The organism is Rhizobium sp. ARZ01 (assembly GCF_014851675.1).
Classification (GTDB): Bacteria; Pseudomonadota; Alphaproteobacteria; order Rhizobiales; family Rhizobiaceae; genus Mycoplana.
Genome location: NZ_JACVAE010000001.1, coordinates 2,143,645 through 2,165,194, shown reverse-complemented (window position 1 = coordinate 2,165,194; position 21,550 = coordinate 2,143,645). Strand labels below are relative to the sequence as shown.

Below are 21,550 nucleotides of genomic sequence, written 5' to 3'. Positions count from 1 at the left end.
GGTCCTGAACAATGCCACGTTTCTTTATCGACAGGCCGATCTTCGCCTGGGTCGTCGCCATTTTCATCATGATTGCGGGGTTGATCACGATTCCGATGCTGCCGGTTGCGCAGTATCCGAACGTGGCGCCACCGCAGATCTCCATCTCGACGAGCTACCCCGGCGCCTCGCCGGAAGACATGTATCAGAGCGTGACCCGACCGATCGAGGAAGAGCTGAACGGCGTTCCCGGGCTGCTCTACTTTGAATCCACTTCCGAATCCTCGGGTCGCATCTCGATCAACGTGACTTTTTCGCCGGGCACCGACATCGGCGAGGCGCAGGTTGAAGTGCAAAACCGCATTGCTCGCGTCGAGCCCCGCCTGCCGCGGTCGGTGACGCAGCAGGGCATGCGCGTAGAGCAGGCCGGCACCGGCTTCCTCATGGTGGTCGCGCTGAACTCCGACGATGGCAACACCGACGCCGTCGGTCTCGGCGACTATTTGAGCCGCAACGTGCTCGGCGAAATCCGGCGCGTGCCGGGCGTCGGCAGCGCCACGCTCTTCGCAACTCAGCGCTCGATGCGCATTTGGGTGGATCCGGACAAGATGGTCGGCCTGAACCTCACCGTCGACGATATCACCAACGCCATCTCCGCACAGAACGCCCAAGTTTCTGCCGGCAGCATCGGTGCACAGCCGAATCCGATCAACCAGCAGATCTCGGCAACCGTGCTCGTGCGCGGGCAGCTCGCTTCGACCGAACAGTTTGGCTCCATCGTCTTGCGTGCCAATCCGGACGGGTCGTCGGTGCGCCTGCGCGACGTCGCACGCATCGAGGTCGGCGGCGAAAGCTACAACTTCTCAACGCGCCTCAACGGCAAGCCGACCGCCGCCGTCGGCGTACAGCTCTCGCCGACGGGCAACGCCATGTCCACCTCGGAAGGCATCCGGGAGAAGATGGAGGAACTGTCAGAGTTCTTCCCGGCCGGTATCAGCTACGAGATCCCGTATGACACGACGCCCTTCGTCGAAGTGTCGATCGAGAAGGTTATCCATACGCTGATCGAAGCCATCGGCCTCGTCTTCCTGGTGATGTTCCTGTTCCTGCAGAACATTCGCTACACGATCATCCCGACACTGGTCGTTCCGGTGGCGCTGCTCGGCACCTGTGCGGTCATGTTTGCTGCGGGCTTCTCGATCAACGTGCTGACCATGTTCGCGATGGTGCTGGCGATCGGTATCCTCGTGGACGACGCGATTGTGGTCGTCGAGAACGTCGAGCGTATCATGGCTGAGGAGGGGCTTTCGCCGAAGGAGGCTACCCGCAAGGCCATGGGGCAGATTTCCGGTGCCATTATCGGTATCACGCTGGTGCTGACGGCCGTGTTCGTGCCTATGGCCTTCTTCCCCGGTGCGGTTGGTATCATCTATCAGCAGTTCAGTCTGACGATGGTGGTGTCGATCCTCTTCTCGGGTTTCCTCGCGCTTTCGTTGACGCCGGCGCTCTGCGCCACCTTCCTGAAGCCGATTGGGCATGGCCACCACCAGAAGCGGGGCTTCTTTGGCTGGTTCAACCGCACCTTCGACAGGACTGCGAACAGCTACTCGAACATGGTCGGCGGCGTCGTCAAGCGCTCCGGCCGAATGATGGTCGTCTACCTCGCGCTGCTGGTCGGTCTTGGATATGCCTATGTCCAGCTGCCGACGTCGTTCCTGCCGAATGAGGACCAGGGCTACCTGCTCGTCGACATGCAGGCGCCCGCCGAAGCGAGCGCAAGCCGCACTGCCGATGTCATCGAACAGGTCGAGCAGATTTTCATGAAGGAGAAAGCAGTGGAGCGCGTCGTTGCCATTTCCGGCTACAGTTTCTCCGGTTCCGGCCAGAATGCGGGCCTTGCTTTCGTGACCTTGAAGGACTGGTCCGAACGTGGGCCGGAAGATTCTGCGGAGGCGATTGCGCAAAGAGCCAACGGCCAGATTTTCGGCGGCATCAAGGATGCCATGGCATTCTCGCTCTCGCCGCCGCCGATCCAGGGGCTTGGTAACTCCAGCGGCTTCACCTTCCGCTTGCAGGATCGTGGCGGTGTCGGACAGGCGGCGCTTACCGCCGCGCGCGACCAGTTGATGGCCGCCGCCCAGCAAAGCCCTGTGGTAACCGGCCTACGCGTCGAAGGCATGCCCGACGCCGCGCAGGTCAACCTGATCATCGATCGTGAGAAGGCCAATACGTTTGGCGTGACCTTTGCCGACATCAATTCGACGATCTCGGCGAACCTTGGTTCGGCCTATGTCAACGACTTCCCAAATTCCGGCCGCATGCAGCGCGTGACGGTGCAGGCGGATGCGGAAAAGCGCATGCAGACAGCCGACCTTCTGAACCTCAACGTTCGCAATGCGAGCGGTGGCATGGTGCCGCTGTCCTCCTTCGCTTCGGTGGAGTGGATTCGCGGTCCGCAGCAGATCGTCGGCTACAACGGCTATCCGTCCGTCCGTATCACTGGACAGGCTGCGCCTGGATACTCGTCGGGTGACGCGATCGCCGAGATGGAACGGCTTGCGAAGGAACTGCCAAGTGGTTTCGGCTACGAATGGACCGGCCAGTCGCTACAGGAAATCCAGTCGGGCTCGCAGGCGCCGGCGCTGATCGCGCTCTCGATCCTGTTCGTCTTCCTGCTGCTGGCGGCGCTGTACGAAAGCTGGTCGATCCCGCTGTCGGTCATGCTCGTCGTGCCGCTGGGGGTGATCGGTTCGGTGCTCGCGGTGATGCTGCGCGGCATGGAGAACGACGTGTACTTCATGGTCGGCCTCATCGCGATCATCGGCCTGTCGGCCAAGAACGCCATCCTGATCATCGAGTTTGCCAAGGATCTTCGCGCCGAAGGCAAGCCGCTGTTCGAGGCGACGATCGAGGCTGCGCGCCTGCGCTTCCGCCCCATCCTGATGACCTCGCTGGCGTTCACTCTGGGCGTGCTGCCGATGGCGATTGCTTCCGGGGCAAGTGCGGCGAGCCAGAACGCAATCGGCACCGGTGTCATGGGGGGGATGATCTCGGCCACGCTGCTTGCGATCGTCTTCGTGCCGGCCTTCTTCGTGTCCATCATGAAGCTGTTCGGGCGGAAACAGAAGACGGTCGACCGGGCGGCGGACACCGCGCCGGCCGCCGCCGAGGCCGCCGAGTAAGTCACGAATGCCCGCCCCACATGGCGGGCATTCCTTTATTGCGTGCTCGATGCGTACGAGGGCGCAGCACGTTGATCTGCGCATGATCTTCTCCGAATATCGGGTCATGCGCTTGAGGGAATTGGAATGCGAAGGACTAAAGCCGAAGCGGAAGCAACGCGCAAACAGCTCCTATGCGCGGCCGAGCGGGTCTTTTTCGTCAAAGGCGTTTCCACGGCGACGATGGAAGAGGTGGCAAAAGCTGCCGGTGTGACTCGCGGCGCCATCTATTGGCACTTCGCCAACAAGACCGACCTGTTCATGGAGCTCTACAAGTCCGTGCCGCTGCCGCAGGAGGACATGGTCGCGGGCGAACTCGCAAGCGAGGACGCGGACGTTCTGTCCGTCGTGGAGCGGGTGGCCGGCGAGTGGCTGGACACGCTGGCCCGCGACGAACAGCGCCAGCGAATCCTGTCGATCCTGCTTCGCTGCGACTACATCGGCGAACTGGCGGCGGTGCTGGAGAAGCAGCAGCAGGTGGACGACGAGCATATGTTCTCACTCGAGAGCGCATTTGCACGCGCCGCTGGTAAGGGCCAGCTCAATCCCTGCTGGTCTCCTAAGACGGCCTCATCTGCGTTGCGCTGGATGATGAAGGGGCTCTGCAGCGAGTGGCTGCTCTTCGGTCGCCGCTTTGACCTCGCAAGGGAAGGTCGGGAGGGGTTGCGGCGCATGATCGAGAGCCTCAGGCCGGCCAAGGGTGCTCCTTAAGGAGTGAAATCAGACAAGTCCGCCGAGGGCTGCCGCAAATTGGTGCGGGCGAGGAGGCATCGCAAACGTCTGGTATCTGCCAACGCCTATCCTGCGGCTAGTCCGCTTTCATCCGGGCAATCCACTCTGCGCCTATTTTCCAACGCCTTAGCACGGAAAGTGAATCTTCTGAATCAAGCCTGGAGCAGATGCGGTAGACCTCCAGCACCTCTGCACCCATCTCGCCTTTCTGAAAGAAGAACATTGCCGCCGCGTAGCGGGTGCGGCCCGACCATTCGATGCCGGTCGGGGTTCGGATCAAGTTCCAGTTGTGCCGGGTCGCCTCGTCCATGCGCATTCTCAAGTGTCTGTTTTTACCGGTGCGTAAGCGGACTCAGCGTCGCGCTGGAGGCGTTTCGGTGCGGCGCGCCAGCTTGACGAACGGGCGGGGGACGATCTTCGCGCGCTTCATCATTTTCTGGTAACGCAACTCCCGCATGGCATAGATCTCCACCCAGAGATCGTTGACGAATTTCGTCCCATAGGGGCGGTCGAGGCTGGCGATGGCGATGTTGCGCTTGGCCGTCGGCGACCAGATCGCGGCTGTGACAAGGCCTGCCTCGTGCTTTTTTCGATGATAGACGATCGCGTGTTCGGCGGGAATATTCCCTTCGATTTCAAGGCCTACCAGGACTTGTTTCAGAGTTTGATTCCGTCGAGCCTCCAGGATCGCCTTGCGCCCGGTAAAATGCGGCTTCTCCGGATCGACCAGCCAGTCGAGGCCAATCTCGTCGGGCATGCGGACGCGGTCGGAGCGCAAGGCTGTTTCGGCGGTCGTAAAGTCGGCATTGGCGACGATGAAGCCCGCTTCGATGCGCGTGCGGTTGAGGGCGGCATAGCCGATGGCGCGGATGCCGTGCTCGGTGCCGGCACGCCAGAGCCGATCCCAAAGCGACAGGGCGGCGGCACGCGGCACGAACAGTTCGTAACCGAGGTCCCCGGTGAAGCCTGTTCGTGAAATGATCACGGTTCCGGCGTCATGGGCGAAGGTTCCGATATCGAACGGCTTGAGTCTTTCCACGCCGGCGAAGCCGGCTTCCGCCAGGATCGCATAGCTGGTCGGGCCCTGCAGTGCGACCCCAGCGACCTCTTCGGTTTCCTCGCAGATTTCGACGGAAAAGCCGATCGCGCTGTCGAGCAGCCAGGGCAGGTGGCGCTCCTGGCAACAGAGGCGGAATTCCTGCTCGCCGAGCCGGAACAGCGTGCCGTCGTCCAGCACATGACCATGGTCGTCACACCAGGCGGTGTAGTGGACCCGATTGACACCCAGCTTGCGTACGTCACGCAGAGTCAGGCGATTGACGTAGCGTTCGGTGTCTGGGCCGGCGATGCGGTATTTCACCATGGGCGAGATATCAAAGAGCGCCGCCGTGGAACGGATTGCGAAGTACTCGAGTTCCTCGTCGAAAAGTGAATGCGGGGCCTTGTAGCCCGCCCAGTTGTACCAGTCGTTCACCTCGTCTAGCGCGGCCAGCCGCGGATGGAACGGCGTTTCCAGGCGTGGTGTGAGGATGTGCCTGCGTGCGGCCTGGCGCGCTTCGGCGACATTCAGGGGCTGGGTCAGGGCGTTCATCGTCTGGCTCCTGAAAGAATGTGACGCGCGGCGTTCCATCCGGCAAGTCCGGAGATTCCGCCACCGGGGTGGGCGCCGGCGCTGGCCAGATACAGGCCGTCAATCGGCGTTGTGTAGCCGGAGGCAGCACTTGTCGGGCGGTTGATCAGCAGTTGGTCGGCCTGCAGTTCGCCATGGTGCCAATGCCCTCCCGGCATATGGTACTCGGCCTCGATATCGGCGGGTGTGCTCAGTTCGGCAGCAACGATCGTCTGGCCGATGCCTGGCGCGTGGCGTTCGAGAACATCGAGAACGATCTTCAGAAATACGGGCTTGCCTGCGTCCCAACCCATTTTCAGCTTGTACGGCGCGTACTGGATCAGTGCAGAAAGTGTGCAGGCGCCTTCGGGTGCCAGCGTTTGGTTGGCAAGGCTCGGCAGCACGATCTCCATGACCGGATCCGGCGAGAACTCACCGTATTTTGCCGGATTGAAGGCCGTTTCCACGTGCTCCATGGAGCGCGCGATGACGATGCGGCCATGATGGTCGCGGCCGGTGAGGCCGGTGAAACTCGGCATGCGCTCGAGCGCAAGATCGAGCTTTGCGACGTTGCCGGCCGTGCGGATATGGCTGATCGAGCGGACGAAGCCGGCATCGCTTTCCGCGGGGTCGACCAGTTGGAGAAACGTCGTTTTCGGATGAATGGCAGAGACGACGATGCGTGCTGTGATCTCTGCACCATCTTCCAGCACCACGCCGCATGCCCTGCCGCGATCGGCGAGAATGCGGCCGACGCGCGTGCGGCATCGGACGGTGACGCCTGCACTCTCCGCCGCTTTCAGGAAGGCTGGGGCGACGGCTGGCATGCCGCCTTCGGGAATGAACTGGCCGCCGGCCTTGCCGTTCACTTCTCCGGTCAGGCGATAATACAGGCCGAGCAGCGAAGTCGGCGAACGCGGGCCGAGCTGAATGCCGAGCGTGGCGTCGAAGGCGAGCACACCCTTCAGCCGATCGTCTTCAAGATATTCGTCGGCGACGTCGGCGACGTTCATCAGGAGCATGCGGAGAAAATCGCGGCCCTCGGCGCGCCCCTTGCGCATCAGGCCGAAACCGGCCGCGGCAAGTGTCGAGATGTCGCCCATGCCGATCGCACCGAACTGTGGCGGCGGTCGGCGCAGGAAACGCTTGAGAATGCCGGCCTGGAAAACAAGTTTGTCTCGCAACCTGCCGAAGGCTTCGGCGTCCGCTGGTGACACTCCGTCGATCGTCTCACCATAGACGCCGCGGAGCACCGCCGGCTCGTCTGCACCATCGAGAACGGCCGTCGGCATGGCCGGCCCAGATTTCGCTGCGAGTGACAGGCCGAGGTCGCGCGCGACCTCGGGATCCAGCCGATTGACCAGATGCGCGAGGCCGGCGGAGCGGAACCCGGGTGCGAACTCGCGGCCGCGCAGCGATCCGCCCGGGGCGTTGGCGGCCTCCAGTACAAGGACCTTGTGTCCGCTCTTGCCGAGCTTGGCCGCCGCAGCGAGCCCATTGTGGCCGGCGCCGATGACGATCGCGTCGAAGTCGTAAGCGGCGATCTTTGCGGGCGCATCAAATGACGTCATGGGCCTTGCTCATCTGTTCGGGGCTGCGCTTCAGGTCGCGAAGGATTTCTATGGCGGCGTTGCGTCCCGGTGCCCCCATGACGCCACCACCGGGATGGGTGGAGGAGCCGCACATGTAGAGCCCGGCGATCGGGCTGCGGTACTGGGCATAGCCGGGCACCGGCCGATTGAAGAGCAATTGATCGAACGTCAGTTCGCCTTGGAAGATGTTGCCCTCGGTGAGTCCCACTTCGTTTTCCAGTTCCCGCGGGGTGCGGACCTCCATGTGGACGATGCGGTCGCGGAAGCCGGGAGAATAGTCGGCGATCTGGCTGACAACGGTTTCGGCGAAGGCATCGCGGTCGGCGTCGGTCCACTCCCGCCTTTCGATCTTCGGCGGGCAGTACTGCACGAAGCAACTCATGAAGTGCTTGCCCGGCGAGGTCATCGTCGGGTCGAGCGTCGTCGGGATCATCGTGTCCAGCATGGGGTCTGCCGACCACCGCCCGGCCTTCCAGTCGTCATAGGCGCGTTCCATTCGCTCGATCGAGTCTGTGAAGTGCAGGTCGCCGCGGATGCACGAGGAGCCGTTCGGTAGCGCCGGGAACTCCGGCAGGCTGTCGAGCGCAATGTTCACCTTGCCGGAGGAACCCCGTATCTTGAAATGCTTCACACGGTGGACGAAACGTTCCGGCAAATCCGCCTCGTCGACGAGCTTGAGGAACGTGCGCTTCACGTCGGCATTCGAGACGACGAGATTTGCGCGAACCTCTTCGCCGCACGCCAGAACGACCCCGGTGGTCCTGCCGCCGCGGCTCAGAATTTTCGCTACTTCCGCATCGGTGCGGATCGTGCCGCCGGCCGCGGCGAACGAGCGCGACAGCGCCTGTGTCACAGCACCCATGCCGCCGCGTGCATAACCCCATGCGCCGACCGACCCGTCGACCTCTCCCATATAGTGGTGCAGGAGCACATAGGCCGTGCCGGGCGACATCGGCCCCAGCGCCGTGCCGATGATACCGGAGATCGCCAGATAGGCTTTGATTACGTCGGTCTCGAAATATTCGTCGAGGAAATCCGATATCGACATGGTCCAGAAGCGTAGCGTCTCGGCCATCTCTCTCGGGGTGAATTCGCCAAACTTCTTCGCCAGATAGAGCAACTCTGACAGGTCGCGCGGGCGGAAGCCGAAGGGATCTGGCGCAGTGCGCATCAGCAGCGGCTGGATGAAGCGGCACTGCCGGGTGACGTCGCGGCTGTAGCGGTCATAGGCTTCGGCATCGCGCTTCGAATAACGGGCAAACTCGCGACGGTGGCTGTCGTGGTCGCGGTAGGAGGCGAGATAGTCTCCGTCGCGGGTGAAGACCGCACCGCCCTCATACGCCACGACCTGGAGACCATGCTTCGGCAATTCGAGGTCGCGCATGATTTCCGGGCGAAACAGCGAGCAGACGTAGGAGCAGTTGGAATAGAGAAAGCCGGGGGACAGTTCGCGGCTGGTGGCGGCGCCGCCAATCCAGCCGTTCTTCTCCAGGACGGCGACCTTCAAGCCGGCGCGCTGCAGGTAGCATGCCGTCACCAGTCCGTTGTGGCCGCCGCCGACGATCAGGACATCGAATTTTTGCATTCCACGTTCTCCCTCGGTGCCTGAAAGGCTGCATCAAACGCAAAAACTTGTCCAGATATTTTGAATGATCATTCAGCAAGTGAGTTGCAATCGCCTGATAATCCGCTAGAATTTCTTGTCAGTGAAGGTTTGAGTATGCGGGCAGTCAGGCGGGAGGGCCTCGTGACGGCGGCAGGACTGGAACACGAACCGGAGTATGACGAGGCGGCGATCCGTTTCCTCGAGGTCGTATGGGGTGAGGGGTTCCTGTCGCCAGGCGGAACGGACGAGGTGGATCGCGTTCTGGCGGGACTTGACCTTGCCGGAAAGTCCGTCCTCGATTTCGGCTGCGGCGCTGGCGGCATTTCGCTGCACATCGCCAGAAAATACGGCCCCGCCGAGGTGGTCGGCTACGACGTGGAGCAGCCGGTCATCGATCATGCGCGGGCGGCGGCGGTGCGCGAGGGGCTGTCGTCGCGCGTCCGCTTCATCGCAAGCCCGCCGGGGCGTCTGCCCTTCGACGACGGCGAGTTCGACATTGTCTTTTCCAAGGATGCGATGGTCCACGTGCAGGACAAGGAATGGCTCTTTGGCGAGCTGTTTAGGGTCTTGAAGCCGGATGGGCGGTTTGCTGCCTCCGATTGGCTGATCTCGCATGACGGGGAACCGTCCCGGGACATGAAGGACTATATTGCCGCGGAGGGCTTGAGCTTCGGCATGGCCTCGCCGCAGCGCTACCTGACGGCGATGACGGCGGCGGGATTCGCCGACGTGTCGGCGGAGAGCCGCAATGCCTGGTATCGCGAGACTGCACGCAGCGAGCTCGATCGCCTGCAAGGATCCCTTCATGCCGAGGCGGCGGCCGCGGTGGGCGAGGAATACGTCGCAAAGAACATCCGCACCTGGATTGCCATGCAGAAGGTGCTTGACACTGGCGAGCATTGTCCCACTCATCTTCGCGGCAGCAAGCCGGCCGGAGTCTCTCCGTGAACGAGGCGCTGCGAGACCCCAAAATGAGAACGGCGGTGAAGATGCGGGCTGGCGCAGCGCAGAAGGACGTAACAGAAATCGAGAAGAAGGGCCGCAAGGCCTCCAAGGAGACAAGGCGACAGCAGCTGATCGAGGCGACGATCGATTCGCTAGCCAAGCGCGGCTATGCCGAGACGACGCTTGCGGACGTCGCTGACGGGGCAGGCCTTTCGCGCGGGATCGTCAATTTCCATTTCGAGAGCAAGGAAAACCTGCTCATCGCGACGCTGCAATACATGGCGGACGAGTACGCCAACCACTGGAGTTCGGCGCTGGAAAAGGCTGGCGATCGCACGGCCGACCGGCTCTGGGCGCTCGTTGCGGCCGACTTCGATCGCAAAATCTGTACCAAGCGCAAGCTTGCCGCCTGGTGCGCCTTCTGGGGGGAGGCGAAGTCCCGGCCGACCTATCAGGCACTCTGCGGCGCGCGCGACGTGAAATACCAGGAAACCGTCATCTCGCTTTGTGCTGCCCTCAAGCAAGAGGGTGGCTACGAGTATGTGCCCGAAACGATGGCGCTTGCCGTCTGCGCGACGCTCGAGGGCCTCTGGCTTCGCCTGATGATGGGCGACGGAACGACGCGCGAAAACGCGCTTGCGGCCGCCATCGAGGCGATCGTTGCGATTTTCCCGAAGCACATTGCGCGCAACGGACCCAAATAACCAAATAGAGGGGAGTAAGCATGAGCACTTCGAACAGCGCCAGAAACCTGGTCACCGCGGCCTTCGCCGCAGTCCTTGCACTCTCCACCGCCATGCCGGCGATTGCCGGCGATAGCCTTACAGTCTTCGATTGGTCGGGCTACGAGGATCCGGCATTCCGCCCGGCCTATTCGGAGAAACATAGCACCGAGCCCGACTACAGCTTCTTCGGTGACGAGGAGGAGGCGTTCCAGAAGCTGCGTTCCGGCTTCAAGGCGGATATCAGCCATCCCTGTTCGCAGAGTGTCGTGAAATGGCGCGAGGCGGGCCTTCTGCAGCCGCTGGACACCTCGAAGCTCAAATACTGGAACGACGTTCTGCCGGGTTTCAAGACGATGAAGGACCTGATGACCTCGGCTGACGGGACGGCCTGGCTGCTGCCGTTCGAATGGGGCAATACGGTGGTCACCTATCGTACGGACACGATCAAGCCGGAGGAGATCGAGTCTCTCAGAGCCTTCGCTGATCCGAAATTCAAGGACCGGGTTTCCATCGGCGACAATGTCGATGATGCCTATGCGCTTGCCAGTCTCGCAATCGGTGTGAAGGACTGGACAAAGATGACCGACGAGCAGTTCAAGGAGGCATCCGACTTCCTGCGGCAGGTGCATCAGAATGTCCGTCTTTACTGGACCGACAACACCGAGCTCAGTCAGGCGATGGCGAGCGGCGAGGTCGATCTCGCCTGGGCGTGGAACGAGACCGCCACGACGCTCCAGGCCGACAGTGTCCCGGTCGCGATCAAGAGGGATACGAAGGAGGGGCTTTCGACCTGGGTTTGCGGCTTCGTTCACCTGAAGGGCGGCGAGGGCAATGATGAGAACGTCTATGACTACCTCAACGCCGTTACCGACCCCGCCGTCGCGAAATACATGGTGGAGGCGTGGGGTTACGGTCACTCCAACGCAAAGGGCATGGCAGCGGTCGACCCTGCAATGCTGCAGGAGAAGGGCTACGGCGACACCGACAAGTTCGTGGCCAACACGTTGTTCCAGTCGCCGATGCCAACGGAGCTGCGGCAGAAGATGATTGCGGAGTTCGAGAAGATCAAGTCGGGCTATTGATGCCGATGTGCCGACGGGGGACGGCTTCGCCGGCCCCCGCCGCTGACTGGATGCCGTTAGCGGCAAAGTCTCGTCCGGCAACCGCAACTTCCTCGTACCGACCGCTACAGTCCCGCGCGGACAGCGGCGTCATATCCGCGAAACAGCCTGATCCTCCGCCAGCAGCACGAACGCGTCTGGATCGTATGCCAACCGGATCTCGGCGCCGATCGGCAGGTCGTCGGCGCCATAGTTGTTCGTCTCGACCATGGACAGCGGCTGTTCCAGCCCGTCGACACCGATCGTCAGATAGGTCACCTCGCCGAAGTAGGCGCGGTTTTCCACGCGCCCGGTCAGTTCGTGCGAGGCCCGCTCATCGTCCCAGAGAAGACGCAGGCGCTCCGGCCTGATGCCGACCGTGACATGGCCATTGGCCACTGCAAAACCCTGCGGCTTGGCGAGGTTCACGGTGCCGAACCGGGATGTGTCAACCGAAATGCTTCCCGCGCGGTCATCAAGCAGCTTTACCTGAAGAAAATTCATGCCGCCGAGGAAGTCGGCAACCTTGCGGGTCCGGGGATGCTGATAAATCTCCTTCGGCGTATCGATCTGCGCGATCTTGCCGCCGAACATGACGGCGATGCGATCGGAAAGGGCGAGTGCCTCGTACTGGTCATGCGTCACGAGAATGAAGGTGATGCCGACGGCCTTCTGCAGGCTGCGCAATTCCACCTGCATCTGTTCGCGCAGCTTTTTGTCGAGCGCGGAGAGTGGTTCGTCCAGCAGAAGCACCTTCGGGCGCATGACGAGTGCGCGTGCCAGTGCCACGCGCTGGCGCTGACCGCCGGAAAGCTCGTTGGCTTTGCGCTTGTCGAGGCCGGAAAGGCGCACCTGATCGAGGGCGTCGGACACGCGCTTGCGCTCTTCCACAGCACTCAGCCGCAGGCGCTTCAGGCCGTAGGCGACGTTCTCGCCCACATCGAGATGGGGGAAGATCGCATAGTTCTGGAAGACCATGTTCGTCGGGCGCTTGTTCGCCGGGAGTAAGGTGCTGGGAACGCCGTCTATGCGGATTTCACCGCTGGTCGGCACGTCGAAACCGGCAATCGAGCGAAGCAGCGTGGTCTTGCCGCAGCCGGAGGGGCCGAGCAGCGAGAAAAACTCGCCTTCGCCGATCGTAAGCGATACGTCGTCCAGCGCCTTGTAGATCCCGTAGTACTTGGAGACATTTTCGATGGAGATCATCGGACGGTCGGGCATGGTGGCTCCTGTCAATGTCCAAGTGCTGCTTGCGTGCGGTGTTCCGCGCGCCGGCGCAAGACTTCGGCGGTGGTCAACAGCAGCACGGAGGCGACGATCATGAGGCTGCCGAGCGCAAGAACGGACGGCAGCTTTGCGGCGAAGCGTAGCTGCCCCCAGATGTAGACGGGCAGTGTCGGTTCGGTGCCGGAGAGGAAGAAGGCGAGGATGAACTCGTCGAGCGAAATGGTGAAGGTGACGAGCAGGCTCGAGACGATGGCCGGGGCAACGACCGGCAGCGTTACGCGTCGGAAGGTGCCGAAGGCGGTTTCGCCGAGATCGTAGGAGGCCTCCTCCAGGCTGCGGTCAAAGCCTTCGAAACCGGAAACGAGAACCGACATCGAATAGGGGACGCAGAACACGACCTGCCCGAGGATCACGGTGACGAGTGACAGTTCAAGCCCGAGCTGCAGCACGATCATCAGGAGCGAAACGGCAACGATGATCTCCGGCAGGAACAGTGGCGCCATGATCAGGGCGGTGGCCGGACGCTGGCCGCGAAAACGGTAGCGTGTGATGGCCCGCGCGGCGCAGATGCCGAGGATGGTGCTGAGCAGGGAAACGCAGACGCCGACGAAAAGGCTGTTGCGGGCGGCCTGCAGGAGGACGGTGTTGCCCCAGAGGGACGCGTACCACTTGGTGGTGAAGCCCGCGAGCGGGAATGTCGTCGTCGCCGCATCGTTGAACGAGAAGATCGGCAAAAGCAGGATCGGCAGGTACAGGAACAGGAAGTACACCGCCACATAGACCGGCAGGAAGGGCAGGAGGCGTATCCTTTGCAGCATCAGCGGATCCTCCGTACGGCAAAGCGCAGCGACAGCACGGCGGCCGCCGCGACCAGCGAGACCAGCACCATCGTCGTCACCGAGAGAGCGGCGCCCAGCGGCCAGTTGGCGCCCTTGCCGAACTGCGCCTGGATGGCGGTCGCAATCATCACGCCGTCCTTGCCGCCGACGAGTTTCGGCGTGACGTAGTCGCCGACTGTCGGGATCATCACGATCAGGAAAGCGGAGATGACGCCCGGCATCGACAGCGGCAGGGTGACGCGCAGGAAGGCGCGCAAGGGGCTGTCGCCCAGATCCCGCGCCGCCTCGATCAGCGACCGGTCGATCTTTTGCAGAGAGACGTAGATCGGCAGGATCGCGAACGCCGCCCAGCTGTGCACCAGCGTGATGACGACGGCATTGGCGTTGTAGAGCAGCGAAGTTATCGGCTGGTCGATGATGCCGGCGGACATGAGGCCGGTATTCAATACGCCGCCATAGCCGAGGATCACCTTCCAGGACATCACGCGCAGGAGGTAGCTCGTCCAGCACGGGATGGTGACGAGGAACAGCCAGAGGTTCTTGTGCACGCCGCCGTGGAAGGAGATGTACAAGGCGATGGGGTAGGAAAAACCGACCGTGATGGCGCTGGTCAACAGCGAGATCCACAGGGAGCGGATGAACAGGTCGCGGTAGATCGGTTCCGTCAGTGCCTGGCGGTAGTTCTCGAAGGTGAAGGTCCGGTCGATTTCGAGGTAGTTCTGCGTCCAGAAGCTATAAGCGATAACGAGCAGCACCGGCACGAGCAGAAGCGTAAGCGCGTAGAGCAGGGTCGGTGAGATCATAGTGAGGCCGCGGGCCTCTTCACTTCGCAGCCAGCGGCTGCGGGCGGAAGTAGGTGGCGTCTCTGACGCGGTGCTCGCCGCCGCGGTCATCGTTGCGCTCGTCCATCGGGGCAGAGCCCGCTTTCATGGAGTGCCGAGTTCATAGCGCCCGCCTTTCCGGCTGTTTGCTGTTCCCTGATTGAAGATGAGCGCAAACCGGCATTGAAATCAAGCGTTATTTCTGCGATATTGATTGAACGGGCATTCAATAAGATGTAAAAATAAAAAGCGTTTTCATCTATTTGTGTTGTTCGATTTGTTGCGATATTTTGTGGGAGAACGAAATGGCTGCGATACCGAAGACGACCAATGCGGACGTTGAGGCGCCAGCATCCGACGAATTGACGCTCTTTGCCGAGCGCCACTTGGTGCAGCCGTGGCCTGTGTCCGGATCCATCGGCGCCGAGGCGCGCGGGCGGCTGGAGTCCGGCGAGGGGATCTATGTCACCGACGCGGCCGGACGGCAACTGATCGACGGTCCTGCCGGCATGTGGTGCGTCAACGCCGGCCACCGGCGCAAGGAACTGGCCGATGTCATGGCCGAGCAGGCCATGGAGCTGTCGTATAACTCGCCCTGGTATACGACGAACGCGCCGTCTGCAGTCCTCTCGAAGCGACTGGCCGATCACGCGCCGGTCGGCGTTGATCACGTCTTCTACACCACCGGTGGATCGTCTGCGGTGGAGACGGCCCTTCGTTTCATGCAGTTTGCCAACAACGTGAAGGGGCGCCCGGAGAAGAAGCTGATCGTCTCGCGCCAGGGAGGCTATCACGGATCCACCTATCTCTCTGCCTCGTTAAACGGCCGTCCGCGTGATCACGACTGGATGGACAGTGCCGTCGAGCAGGTCATCAAGCTGACCTGTCCCAATCCCTTCCGTCGGCCCGAGGGTGGGGGAGAGGCGGAGTTTTGCGACGTACTCGTGGCCGAGTTCCGTGATGTGATCGAAAAGGTGGGCGCCGAGCGTATCGGAGCGTTCATTGCCGAGCCGATCATGGCATCGGGCGGCGTGATCATCCCGCCAGAGGGCTACCTTGCCCGTATGCGCGAGCTCTGCCGGGAGAACGACATTCTCTTCATCGCCGATGAGGTGGTGACGGCCTTCGGCCGGCTCGGCCATGTCTTTGCGTCGAAGGACGTCTTCGGGCTCGATCCTGATATGATCACGTTCGCCAAGGGCGTGACATCCGGCTACTTCCCGCTCGGCGGCGTCATGATCGCGGGCCGGCTGTTCGAGGAACTGCGCCAATCAAATCATTCTGACGCCATGTTCGCGCATGGCCTGACCTATTCCAGCCATCCGGTCGGGTGCGCGGTCGCGCTGAAGAACCTCGACATCCTTGAAGGCGGTCTGCTCGATCACGCGCGCGCCGTATCGGATCACTTCCAGTCGAGTCTCAAGGCGCTGGAAGACCTGCCGCTGGTCGGCGAGGTGCGGGGGCTTGGGTTGATGGCCTGCGTCGAATGCGTCGCCGACCGCGCCAGCAACAATCCGCTGACGCTCGACCTGGAAGTCGGAAAACGCATCGACAACCATTGCCAGGAACTGGGACTGCTGGTGCGGCCGCTCATCAACATGTGCGTCATGTCTCCGCCGCTGACGATCACAAAGAGCCAGATCGACCGCATGGCCACAATCCTGCGCCGCGGCATCGAATTGACCATGGACGACCTGGTGCGCGAGGGCCTGTGGCGCGGATGACGGCCGCAATGATGTGAATGCCAGGGCTGCACACCTGGTTATGGCGATTTTGGCCCGCGAAAGCGGGCCGAGGCCGCTAACAAACCTCAATGGTCGTAACAACCTTCCTTCCGTCACCCCGGACTTTGATCCGGGGTCCAGCCATGCCGCGTCTGCGGCGCGGTAGAGTCTTCTGCACCCAGGGACTTGAGCGCGCTGGATGCCGGATCAAGTCCGGCATGACGGACAGGTTGAATGCTGCTTGCTCCAGCTTGGGAATGCGGCAACTGCATGCCGGAAACTAGATCATCCCCACGTTCACCGTCGCCATCTCGGCCTCCGTCGGGGCATCCTTCAGCGTCATGACCGGGAGCACCTTGCGCAGGTGGTCATGATGGGTACGCACACCGTACTCAAGATCGGAGAGGTAGAAGCCGGCGAAGGCGCCAGAGGTCATCGCTTCGTTCGACCAGATTGTCAGTTGAACGTCTTCGGTCTGGGTGTCGCGGTCGATGCGTGCAGCGAGATAGCGGGCGGCCGCTTGTTCACGGGTCTCAAGTTCATAGCGATAGACGCCGCCGCGCAGCAGCGTCCTGCTGACTGACAACGGAAACTCCTGATAAAATTGTACCGTTTCCGGTGTGACGGCGAGCACGGTATTCGGAAATAGGCCATAGTAGATCCACGCCTTGCGCAGATGTTCCGGGAGCCGGGCGTTTTCCGGGGCGATCTTCACATAGCGGCCGACGCTCCAGCGGCGTCCGGCGTGCGGGTTATAGGTGGCGAAGGAGCGGCTGATGCCGTTGACGAACGGCTCGTCATAATAGGTCGAGCCGTAAAGGTCCTGCAGGGCCGGGTGCGCCATCGCCACATGGTAGCCCTCGTTGTCGACGTCGCGAACCGATTTCCAGTTGACCGGCGTCTCCTGTGTGTGGATGCCGCCGGCCGGCACCATCTCGGAGGGCCGGTAGCTCGATAGTTCCTGCTCGAATGGCCTCATCAGCTCTGCGACCGAGGACTGCGGGCCGGGGGCGAAACGGATGAAGACGAAGCCTTGCCAGACCTCGCTCTCGATTGTCTTCAAGGCGAACTCGTTCTTGTCCATCGGCGGAAAGGAGCGGGGGCGAGCCGCTCCGCGCAGCGTGCCATCGAGATTGTAGACCCAGCCGTGGAACGGGCAGACAAGCGCGTTGCGACAGGTGCCTTTCTGGTCGGCAACGAGCCTTGAGCCGCGGTGGCGGCAGATGTTGTGGAGCGCTTTGATCTCACCGCTCTGGTCGCGCAGGACCAGAGCACGCTCACCGACGATGTCGAGGGTAATGTAGTCGCCCGGTTTGGCGATGTCGGAGACATGGCAGGCTATCTGCCAGTGCTCCCGGAAGACATGCTGCTTCTCCAGTTCTAGCAGGGCGGCGCTGTGATAGCACCAGCCCGGCAGGCCGCTGCGGTCCCAGTCGTTCGGGATGGTGATGTCACGGACAACTTCGTTCATGACGGCCCCTTCTTTGCTGAACATTCATTCAAGTAAAGCATATTTTTATAAGAGAAGGAATAGGTTGAGAGCGAATGTGCTCCGGCGTCGTGAAATGTCTTTGGGTGCAGAATTCGGATTCGAGCGAGAATTACCAATGCCCGAGGACACTTGGCCAACTCGCCGACAGTCTGTTGCCTGACCTTAAATCGCGGATGCCCGCGGCACCTTTACCGGTTCAATTCGGGATATCGCTCGAATCCGGGGCGGAGCTTTTCGCCGATCATGCAGTCGGTGCCGTTCGCCACAGGAACGAAGTGGGCAGGGGGCTGGCGCCCGCTGACCTCAAGGACGAGCTTGCGGCGAATGGCCATGGCAAAGTCTTCGGGCTCTTGCACCGAGACAACGAAAGCGCCGGGGCCGCCGATCACGCAATCGGCATAGTAGCGGTCCAGTGGGCCGTAGGCTGAAGAAGGGCGAACCATGATGGCAAGCCCGTTGACGATGATGCCGAGTGCGTTGGCCGCATCGCGGGCGGGTACCACCGGGGCACCGTAGTTGTTCGGTCCGTCGCCGGATATGTCTATCACCCGCCGCACGCCGGAAAAGCCATTGCTGTCGAACAATTTGGAACCATAGGCGATCGCCGTGGAGAGCGAAGTGCCGCGCAGGGATGCGAACGGGCGCTTCTTGATCAACTGGGCAAACCGTGCCGCGTCATCGGCTGTCGCAATGAGCGACCACGGCATTAGCGAGTTCTGTCCGATCGTGCCGCCCCATTCGAAATAGCTGATGGCGATGCGGCCGTTGAAACCCTCGCGAATAGCCGCGAGAAATTCCGGATGCGTCAGGGCGGAAACATAGCCCTCCCGCTGGATCTGTGCCTCCTCGAGATCCATCGAGCCGGAAATATCGACGGCGAGAACGAGTTCAAGGTCGACGACTGCGCCAGATTCGGCGGCGGCATTCCTTGCTTCACCGATGGCTGTGAGGCTGAGAAGCATGGCGAGTGCGGCAAGTAACATCCTGCACCTCCTTGTCTCTGGACCAGTCTCCGCCGCGCCTCGGGCGGGCAGGAGCATTCACGCAGATGCGATAACGAAGCATGCTGGCGGCATCGGCTCACGGGGCCTACCCGGGCTCTACGCGCCACCGGCAACCTGTTCGATTGGGCAGGTGTCGGGCCAGGTGTACGCGGGCCCTTCACCTAATCAGACTCTAGCATATCGGTCTGCTTCGACCGATCCGGCTGGGCGTTCAACTCTCAGTGATGTGAAGCCTCTTGCGGGGGGCGTCGCTCCAATCGCAGTCCGCGACGGAGCAATTTGTGGCCGCTTGTGGCCATCTTCCCGGCTGCCTAAGCGAGGGCGGTGTCAGTCGACGCTGCAGCCGGCGGTTAGGTTCGCCACCGTGCCGGTGATGGCACTGGCGCGATCGGAGGCCAGGAAAACCGCGGTATCTGCGACATCCTCAAGTGTCGGCAGACGCTTGAGCAACGTCATGTTCTCAAGAAAGGCGCGGAAGTCCGCCATGCCCATCGGCAGGTCAGGATGCTCGGCGATCGTCTCGAGAATGCGATGCGGCCGCAGGCAGACCACGCGCACACCATGCGGGGAAAGCTCTGCGGCGAGTGTCCGCGACAGGCCCTCGATCGCCGCGCAGGCGACGCCGAAACCACCGGTCATGGCGATTGCGAGGCGCGCGGGGGAGGCCGACAGCATCAGCACGCAGCCGCGGCGGTTGGGAACCATGTGCCGGGCGGCAGCGCGGGCGGTCAGAAACTGCGTCTTGGTCCAGTCCGCGATCGGGCGGGCGAAGTCGTCGTAGGCGATGTCGGCCAGTGATGTGCCCTGCACCGGATCGATGCCCACTGCATTGAATACGATGTCGATACCTCCGTGCCGGTCGGCGACCCATGCCGCGTTTCTTTCCACAGCCTGCTCGTCGAATGCGTTGAGTTCGGCCACTTCACTCCTGCCGCCTGCTGCCAGTATCTCGGCGGCAACGTCTTCAAGCTTGGATTTGGTGCGTCCGCAGAGGTAGACGATTGCGCCCTCATGGGCAAAGGCCTTGGCGGTGGCGGCGCCGATCGCGCCGGCGGCGCCGTGGACGATGGCGATCCTGTTTTCGAGCAGCATGATATCCTCCGTAGTTCGACGGTGATTGCGGGTCGGCAATTTGCGTGGGTATCGGGGCGAGGCCCCAGGACGTCAGAAGTCCGGTATGCGCTGTTCGTATTCGGCTTCCAGCCGCGTGTGCTTCGGCCAGAAGACAGGCGGCTCCCGCCCTTCCAGCCGATCGCGCAGAATGTCGAGATGGGTGTGCCAGCCGGCGGAGAAGCTCATCATCGCACCGCGCGACGAGATCCGGCTGTGGGTAACGGTGAGCAGCACTTTGTCGCCCTGAGGTTCCAGGTCGAAGCGAACTTCAGAGGGAGTGCCGCTTTCCTCGTTCCAGCTATAGGAGAGGAGTGTGGGAGCTTCGCAGGCGATCACATGGCCGACGCTCGTCACCTCGCCGGCATAACCGGCATATTTCGGTGGCGGCCTGTCGTCCCTTTCCGTCAGGCGGGAGTTGTCGAAGACATGACGGACAGTACCGCCGGGAGCAAGTTCGATCGCGCCGGCAGCCATCCACTGGCGTCGCTTGTCCTCTTGCGTGAGGTAGGACCAGACGCGCTCGATCGGGCCGGGCAGGAGGCGTGTTATCCGCACGCTCTCGCGTGCGATTGCAGTGCCATAGTCTTCTGCCGGCAATTCGGACGCTTTCATCGCTCGTCTTCCTTGTTCTCCAGTTGCGTTCCGGTTTGAGGGGCGGTCGCCCGGTCTTCCGCCTCGAGCAGGGCGGCGAGTGTGCCGAGCCTATCCTGCCAGAACTGCTCGTAGTGGCGTATCCATTCCATGCCAGCGTGCATCGGCGCTGCATCCAGCCGGCAGACATGTGTGCGTCCGCGAACCTCGCGCCGCACAAGCCCTGCATTCTCCAGTACCCTTATGTGCTTCGACGCCGCTGCCAGCGACATATCGAAAGGCGCGGCAAGCTCGCCGACGTTGCGTTCTCCCTGCCGCAACTCGTCCAGGATCGCCCGCCGGGTGGGATCGGCCAGGGCATGAAATACGGCGTTCAAAGCGTCAATTGATAATTCAACCATATGGTTTAGTATCGCGACGCGCGAGGATTGTCAACCATTTGGTTTAAGATCGCGAGATGAAAGGCGTCAAACAGCGGCAAGGACGGTGTCGTCGCAACCTTGCCGCCGGGCTCTTAGTTGTTGATTTCCCGGTGACGTAACGTCAATGGGCAAGCCGAGAGGCGACCGACATCACCTCATCCGCCTTGGGGATCGCAAACATGTTGCTGCCGCCGCCCTCGGCCTCGGTGAACGACCAGCGCACGATACCGTCGCGGTCGAGCAGAAATTCGCCGACAAGTTGGCCGCCATATTTTTCATCCGTCTGCTGGTCGGCCGGCGTCATCTCGTAGCCGTCCTTGTTGTTCAGGAAGGCCGCGGCGTCCAGGCAGCCCATCGGTTCGGGCAATTCCCCGGGCATGTCGATGCGCATCGCCATCACCGTCGGCATGGAGACCTTGTATGGCCAGTCGTCGTCGTTCTCGGTGAACTGGAGATTCGGCAAGCCAAACGCCCGGTGCGCGATGTTCTCCGGATCCGAGGCGGTGATGATCCCTGGCATGGGGTGATATCGGAAATAGAGGCGTGCCCGCTCGATCGGAGTGTTGACGACCGTGAGGCTGTCGATGCCCTTTTCGCGCAACGCCGAGGAAAGCAGGGCAGACGCTGCGATATGGCGGCGACAGAAGGGGCATTGCAGCCCTCGATAGAGGCCGACCAGGACGGGCGTTTGGCCGCGAAAGTCGTCGATTGCCACCTTGCCGCCGTGGTTGATCGCATCGAGCACGACGTTCGGGGCGCGATCTCCCGGTTGCAGCGGTCGTTCCATTGCATGCTCTGCCATTGGGTT

19 protein-coding genes are annotated in these 21,550 nt (G+C 62.1%); 6 read left to right on the top strand and 13 right to left on the bottom strand.

From position 1 onward, the window contains the following. Positions 1 to 11 precede the first annotated feature (11 nt). Together IB238_RS10380 and IB238_RS10375 are read left to right on the top strand one after the other, a co-directional pair. Positions 12 to 3,161 (top strand): efflux RND transporter permease subunit, encoded by a 3,150-nt coding sequence (locus IB238_RS10380; RefSeq protein ID WP_192245921.1) that lies wholly within the window; start codon positions 12 to 14, stop codon positions 3,159 to 3,161. A 126-nt stretch (positions 3,162 to 3,287) separates the two neighbouring features. Next, the gene (locus IB238_RS10375; RefSeq protein WP_192245919.1) at positions 3,288 to 3,911 is read left to right on the top strand and encodes a TetR family transcriptional regulator; all 624 of its coding nucleotides are present in this window, start codon (positions 3,288 to 3,290) and stop codon (positions 3,909 to 3,911) included. A 97-nt stretch (positions 3,912 to 4,008) separates the two neighbouring features. Here IB238_RS10375 and IB238_RS10370 read toward each other — a convergent pair whose 3' ends face one another. Genes IB238_RS10370 through IB238_RS10355 form a run of 4 tightly spaced genes read right to left on the bottom strand, consistent with a single transcriptional unit; the run spans position 4,009 to position 8,718 of the window. Beyond that, complete coding sequence (locus tag IB238_RS10370; protein WP_246723524.1) at positions 4,009 to 4,242, bottom strand: hypothetical protein; 234 nt, start codon at positions 4,240 to 4,242, stop codon at positions 4,009 to 4,011. A 42-nt stretch (positions 4,243 to 4,284) separates the two neighbouring features. After that, a complete protein-coding gene (locus IB238_RS10365) occupies positions 4,285 to 5,523 on the bottom strand; it encodes an aminomethyltransferase family protein (RefSeq protein ID WP_192245916.1) in 1,239 nt (412 codons plus the stop codon). Further along, positions 5,520 to 7,112, bottom strand: coding sequence for an NAD(P)/FAD-dependent oxidoreductase (locus tag IB238_RS10360; RefSeq protein ID WP_192245914.1), 1,593 nt, complete (start codon positions 7,110 to 7,112; stop codon positions 5,520 to 5,522). The genes IB238_RS10365 and IB238_RS10360 overlap by 4 nt, the downstream gene beginning before the upstream one ends. Further along, positions 7,099 to 8,718, bottom strand: a complete 1,620-nt coding sequence (locus IB238_RS10355; RefSeq protein WP_192245912.1) for an NAD(P)/FAD-dependent oxidoreductase — start codon at positions 8,716 to 8,718, stop codon at positions 7,099 to 7,101. The genes IB238_RS10360 and IB238_RS10355 overlap by 14 nt, the downstream gene beginning before the upstream one ends. Positions 8,719 to 8,880: 162 nt before the next feature. Here IB238_RS10355 and IB238_RS10350 point away from each other — a divergent pair, with 162 nt between their 5' ends. The 3 genes from IB238_RS10350 to IB238_RS10340 are packed head-to-tail and all read left to right on the top strand — an operon-like array spanning position 8,881 to position 11,491. After that, the gene (locus tag IB238_RS10350; RefSeq protein ID WP_348648225.1) at positions 8,881 to 9,687 is read left to right on the top strand and encodes a methyltransferase domain-containing protein; all 807 of its coding nucleotides are present in this window, start codon (positions 8,881 to 8,883) and stop codon (positions 9,685 to 9,687) included. A gap of 23 nt (positions 9,688 to 9,710) precedes the next feature. Then, positions 9,711 to 10,388 (top strand): TetR family transcriptional regulator C-terminal domain-containing protein, encoded by a 678-nt coding sequence (locus tag IB238_RS10345; RefSeq protein WP_192245908.1) that lies wholly within the window; start codon positions 9,711 to 9,713, stop codon positions 10,386 to 10,388. Between the two features lie 20 nt (positions 10,389 to 10,408). Beyond that, positions 10,409 to 11,491 (top strand): extracellular solute-binding protein, encoded by a 1,083-nt coding sequence (locus IB238_RS10340; protein WP_192245906.1) that lies wholly within the window; start codon positions 10,409 to 10,411, stop codon positions 11,489 to 11,491. A 129-nt stretch (positions 11,492 to 11,620) separates the two neighbouring features. Here the strand turns inward: IB238_RS10340 and IB238_RS10335 are convergent, their stop codons facing one another. From IB238_RS10335 to IB238_RS10325, 3 genes are read right to left on the bottom strand one after another with little or no spacing between them, the layout of a single operon-like run. Then, on the bottom strand, positions 11,621 to 12,715 hold the full coding sequence (locus tag IB238_RS10335) for an ABC transporter ATP-binding protein (protein ID WP_192247651.1): 1,095 nt from the start codon (positions 12,713 to 12,715) through the stop codon (positions 11,621 to 11,623). Positions 12,716 to 12,741: 26 nt separating this feature from the next. Further along, complete coding sequence (locus IB238_RS10330) at positions 12,742 to 13,554, bottom strand: ABC transporter permease (protein WP_192245904.1); 813 nt, start codon at positions 13,552 to 13,554, stop codon at positions 12,742 to 12,744. Beyond that, the gene (locus IB238_RS10325; protein ID WP_246723523.1) at positions 13,554 to 14,378 is read right to left on the bottom strand and encodes an ABC transporter permease; all 825 of its coding nucleotides are present in this window, start codon (positions 14,376 to 14,378) and stop codon (positions 13,554 to 13,556) included. The genes IB238_RS10330 and IB238_RS10325 overlap by 1 nt, the downstream gene beginning before the upstream one ends. A gap of 323 nt (positions 14,379 to 14,701) precedes the next feature. Between IB238_RS10325 and IB238_RS10320 the strand changes: the two genes are divergently transcribed. After that, positions 14,702 to 16,120: an aminotransferase gene (locus tag IB238_RS10320; RefSeq protein ID WP_192245900.1), complete on the top strand. Its 1,419-nt coding sequence runs from the start codon at positions 14,702 to 14,704 to the stop codon at positions 16,118 to 16,120. A gap of 280 nt (positions 16,121 to 16,400) precedes the next feature. Here IB238_RS10320 and IB238_RS10315 read toward each other — a convergent pair whose 3' ends face one another. From IB238_RS10315 to IB238_RS10290, 6 genes are all read right to left on the bottom strand, one after another. Continuing rightward, complete coding sequence (locus IB238_RS10315; protein ID WP_192245898.1) at positions 16,401 to 17,591, bottom strand: aromatic ring-hydroxylating dioxygenase subunit alpha; 1,191 nt, start codon at positions 17,589 to 17,591, stop codon at positions 16,401 to 16,403. A gap of 209 nt (positions 17,592 to 17,800) precedes the next feature. After that, positions 17,801 to 18,595: a DUF1194 domain-containing protein gene (locus IB238_RS10310; RefSeq protein WP_192245896.1), complete on the bottom strand. Its 795-nt coding sequence runs from the start codon at positions 18,593 to 18,595 to the stop codon at positions 17,801 to 17,803. A 348-nt stretch (positions 18,596 to 18,943) separates the two neighbouring features. After that, positions 18,944 to 19,708 carry an SDR family oxidoreductase gene (locus IB238_RS10305; protein ID WP_192245894.1) on the bottom strand — a complete coding sequence of 255 codons (765 nt, stop codon included), beginning with the start codon at positions 19,706 to 19,708 and terminating at the stop codon, positions 18,944 to 18,946. 72 nt (positions 19,709 to 19,780) lie between these two features. Further along, entirely contained in the window at positions 19,781 to 20,341 is a 561-nt protein-coding gene (locus tag IB238_RS10300; RefSeq protein ID WP_192245892.1) for an SRPBCC family protein, read from the bottom strand. After that, positions 20,338 to 20,721 carry a metalloregulator ArsR/SmtB family transcription factor gene (locus IB238_RS10295; RefSeq protein WP_192245890.1) on the bottom strand — a complete coding sequence of 128 codons (384 nt, stop codon included), beginning with the start codon at positions 20,719 to 20,721 and terminating at the stop codon, positions 20,338 to 20,340. Before IB238_RS10295 ends, IB238_RS10300 begins: the two co-directional genes overlap by 4 nt. A 142-nt stretch (positions 20,722 to 20,863) precedes the next feature. After that, on the bottom strand, positions 20,864 to 21,544 hold the full coding sequence (locus IB238_RS10290; RefSeq protein WP_192245888.1) for a redoxin family protein: 681 nt from the start codon (positions 21,542 to 21,544) through the stop codon (positions 20,864 to 20,866). Positions 21,545 to 21,550: the final 6 nt, after the last annotated feature.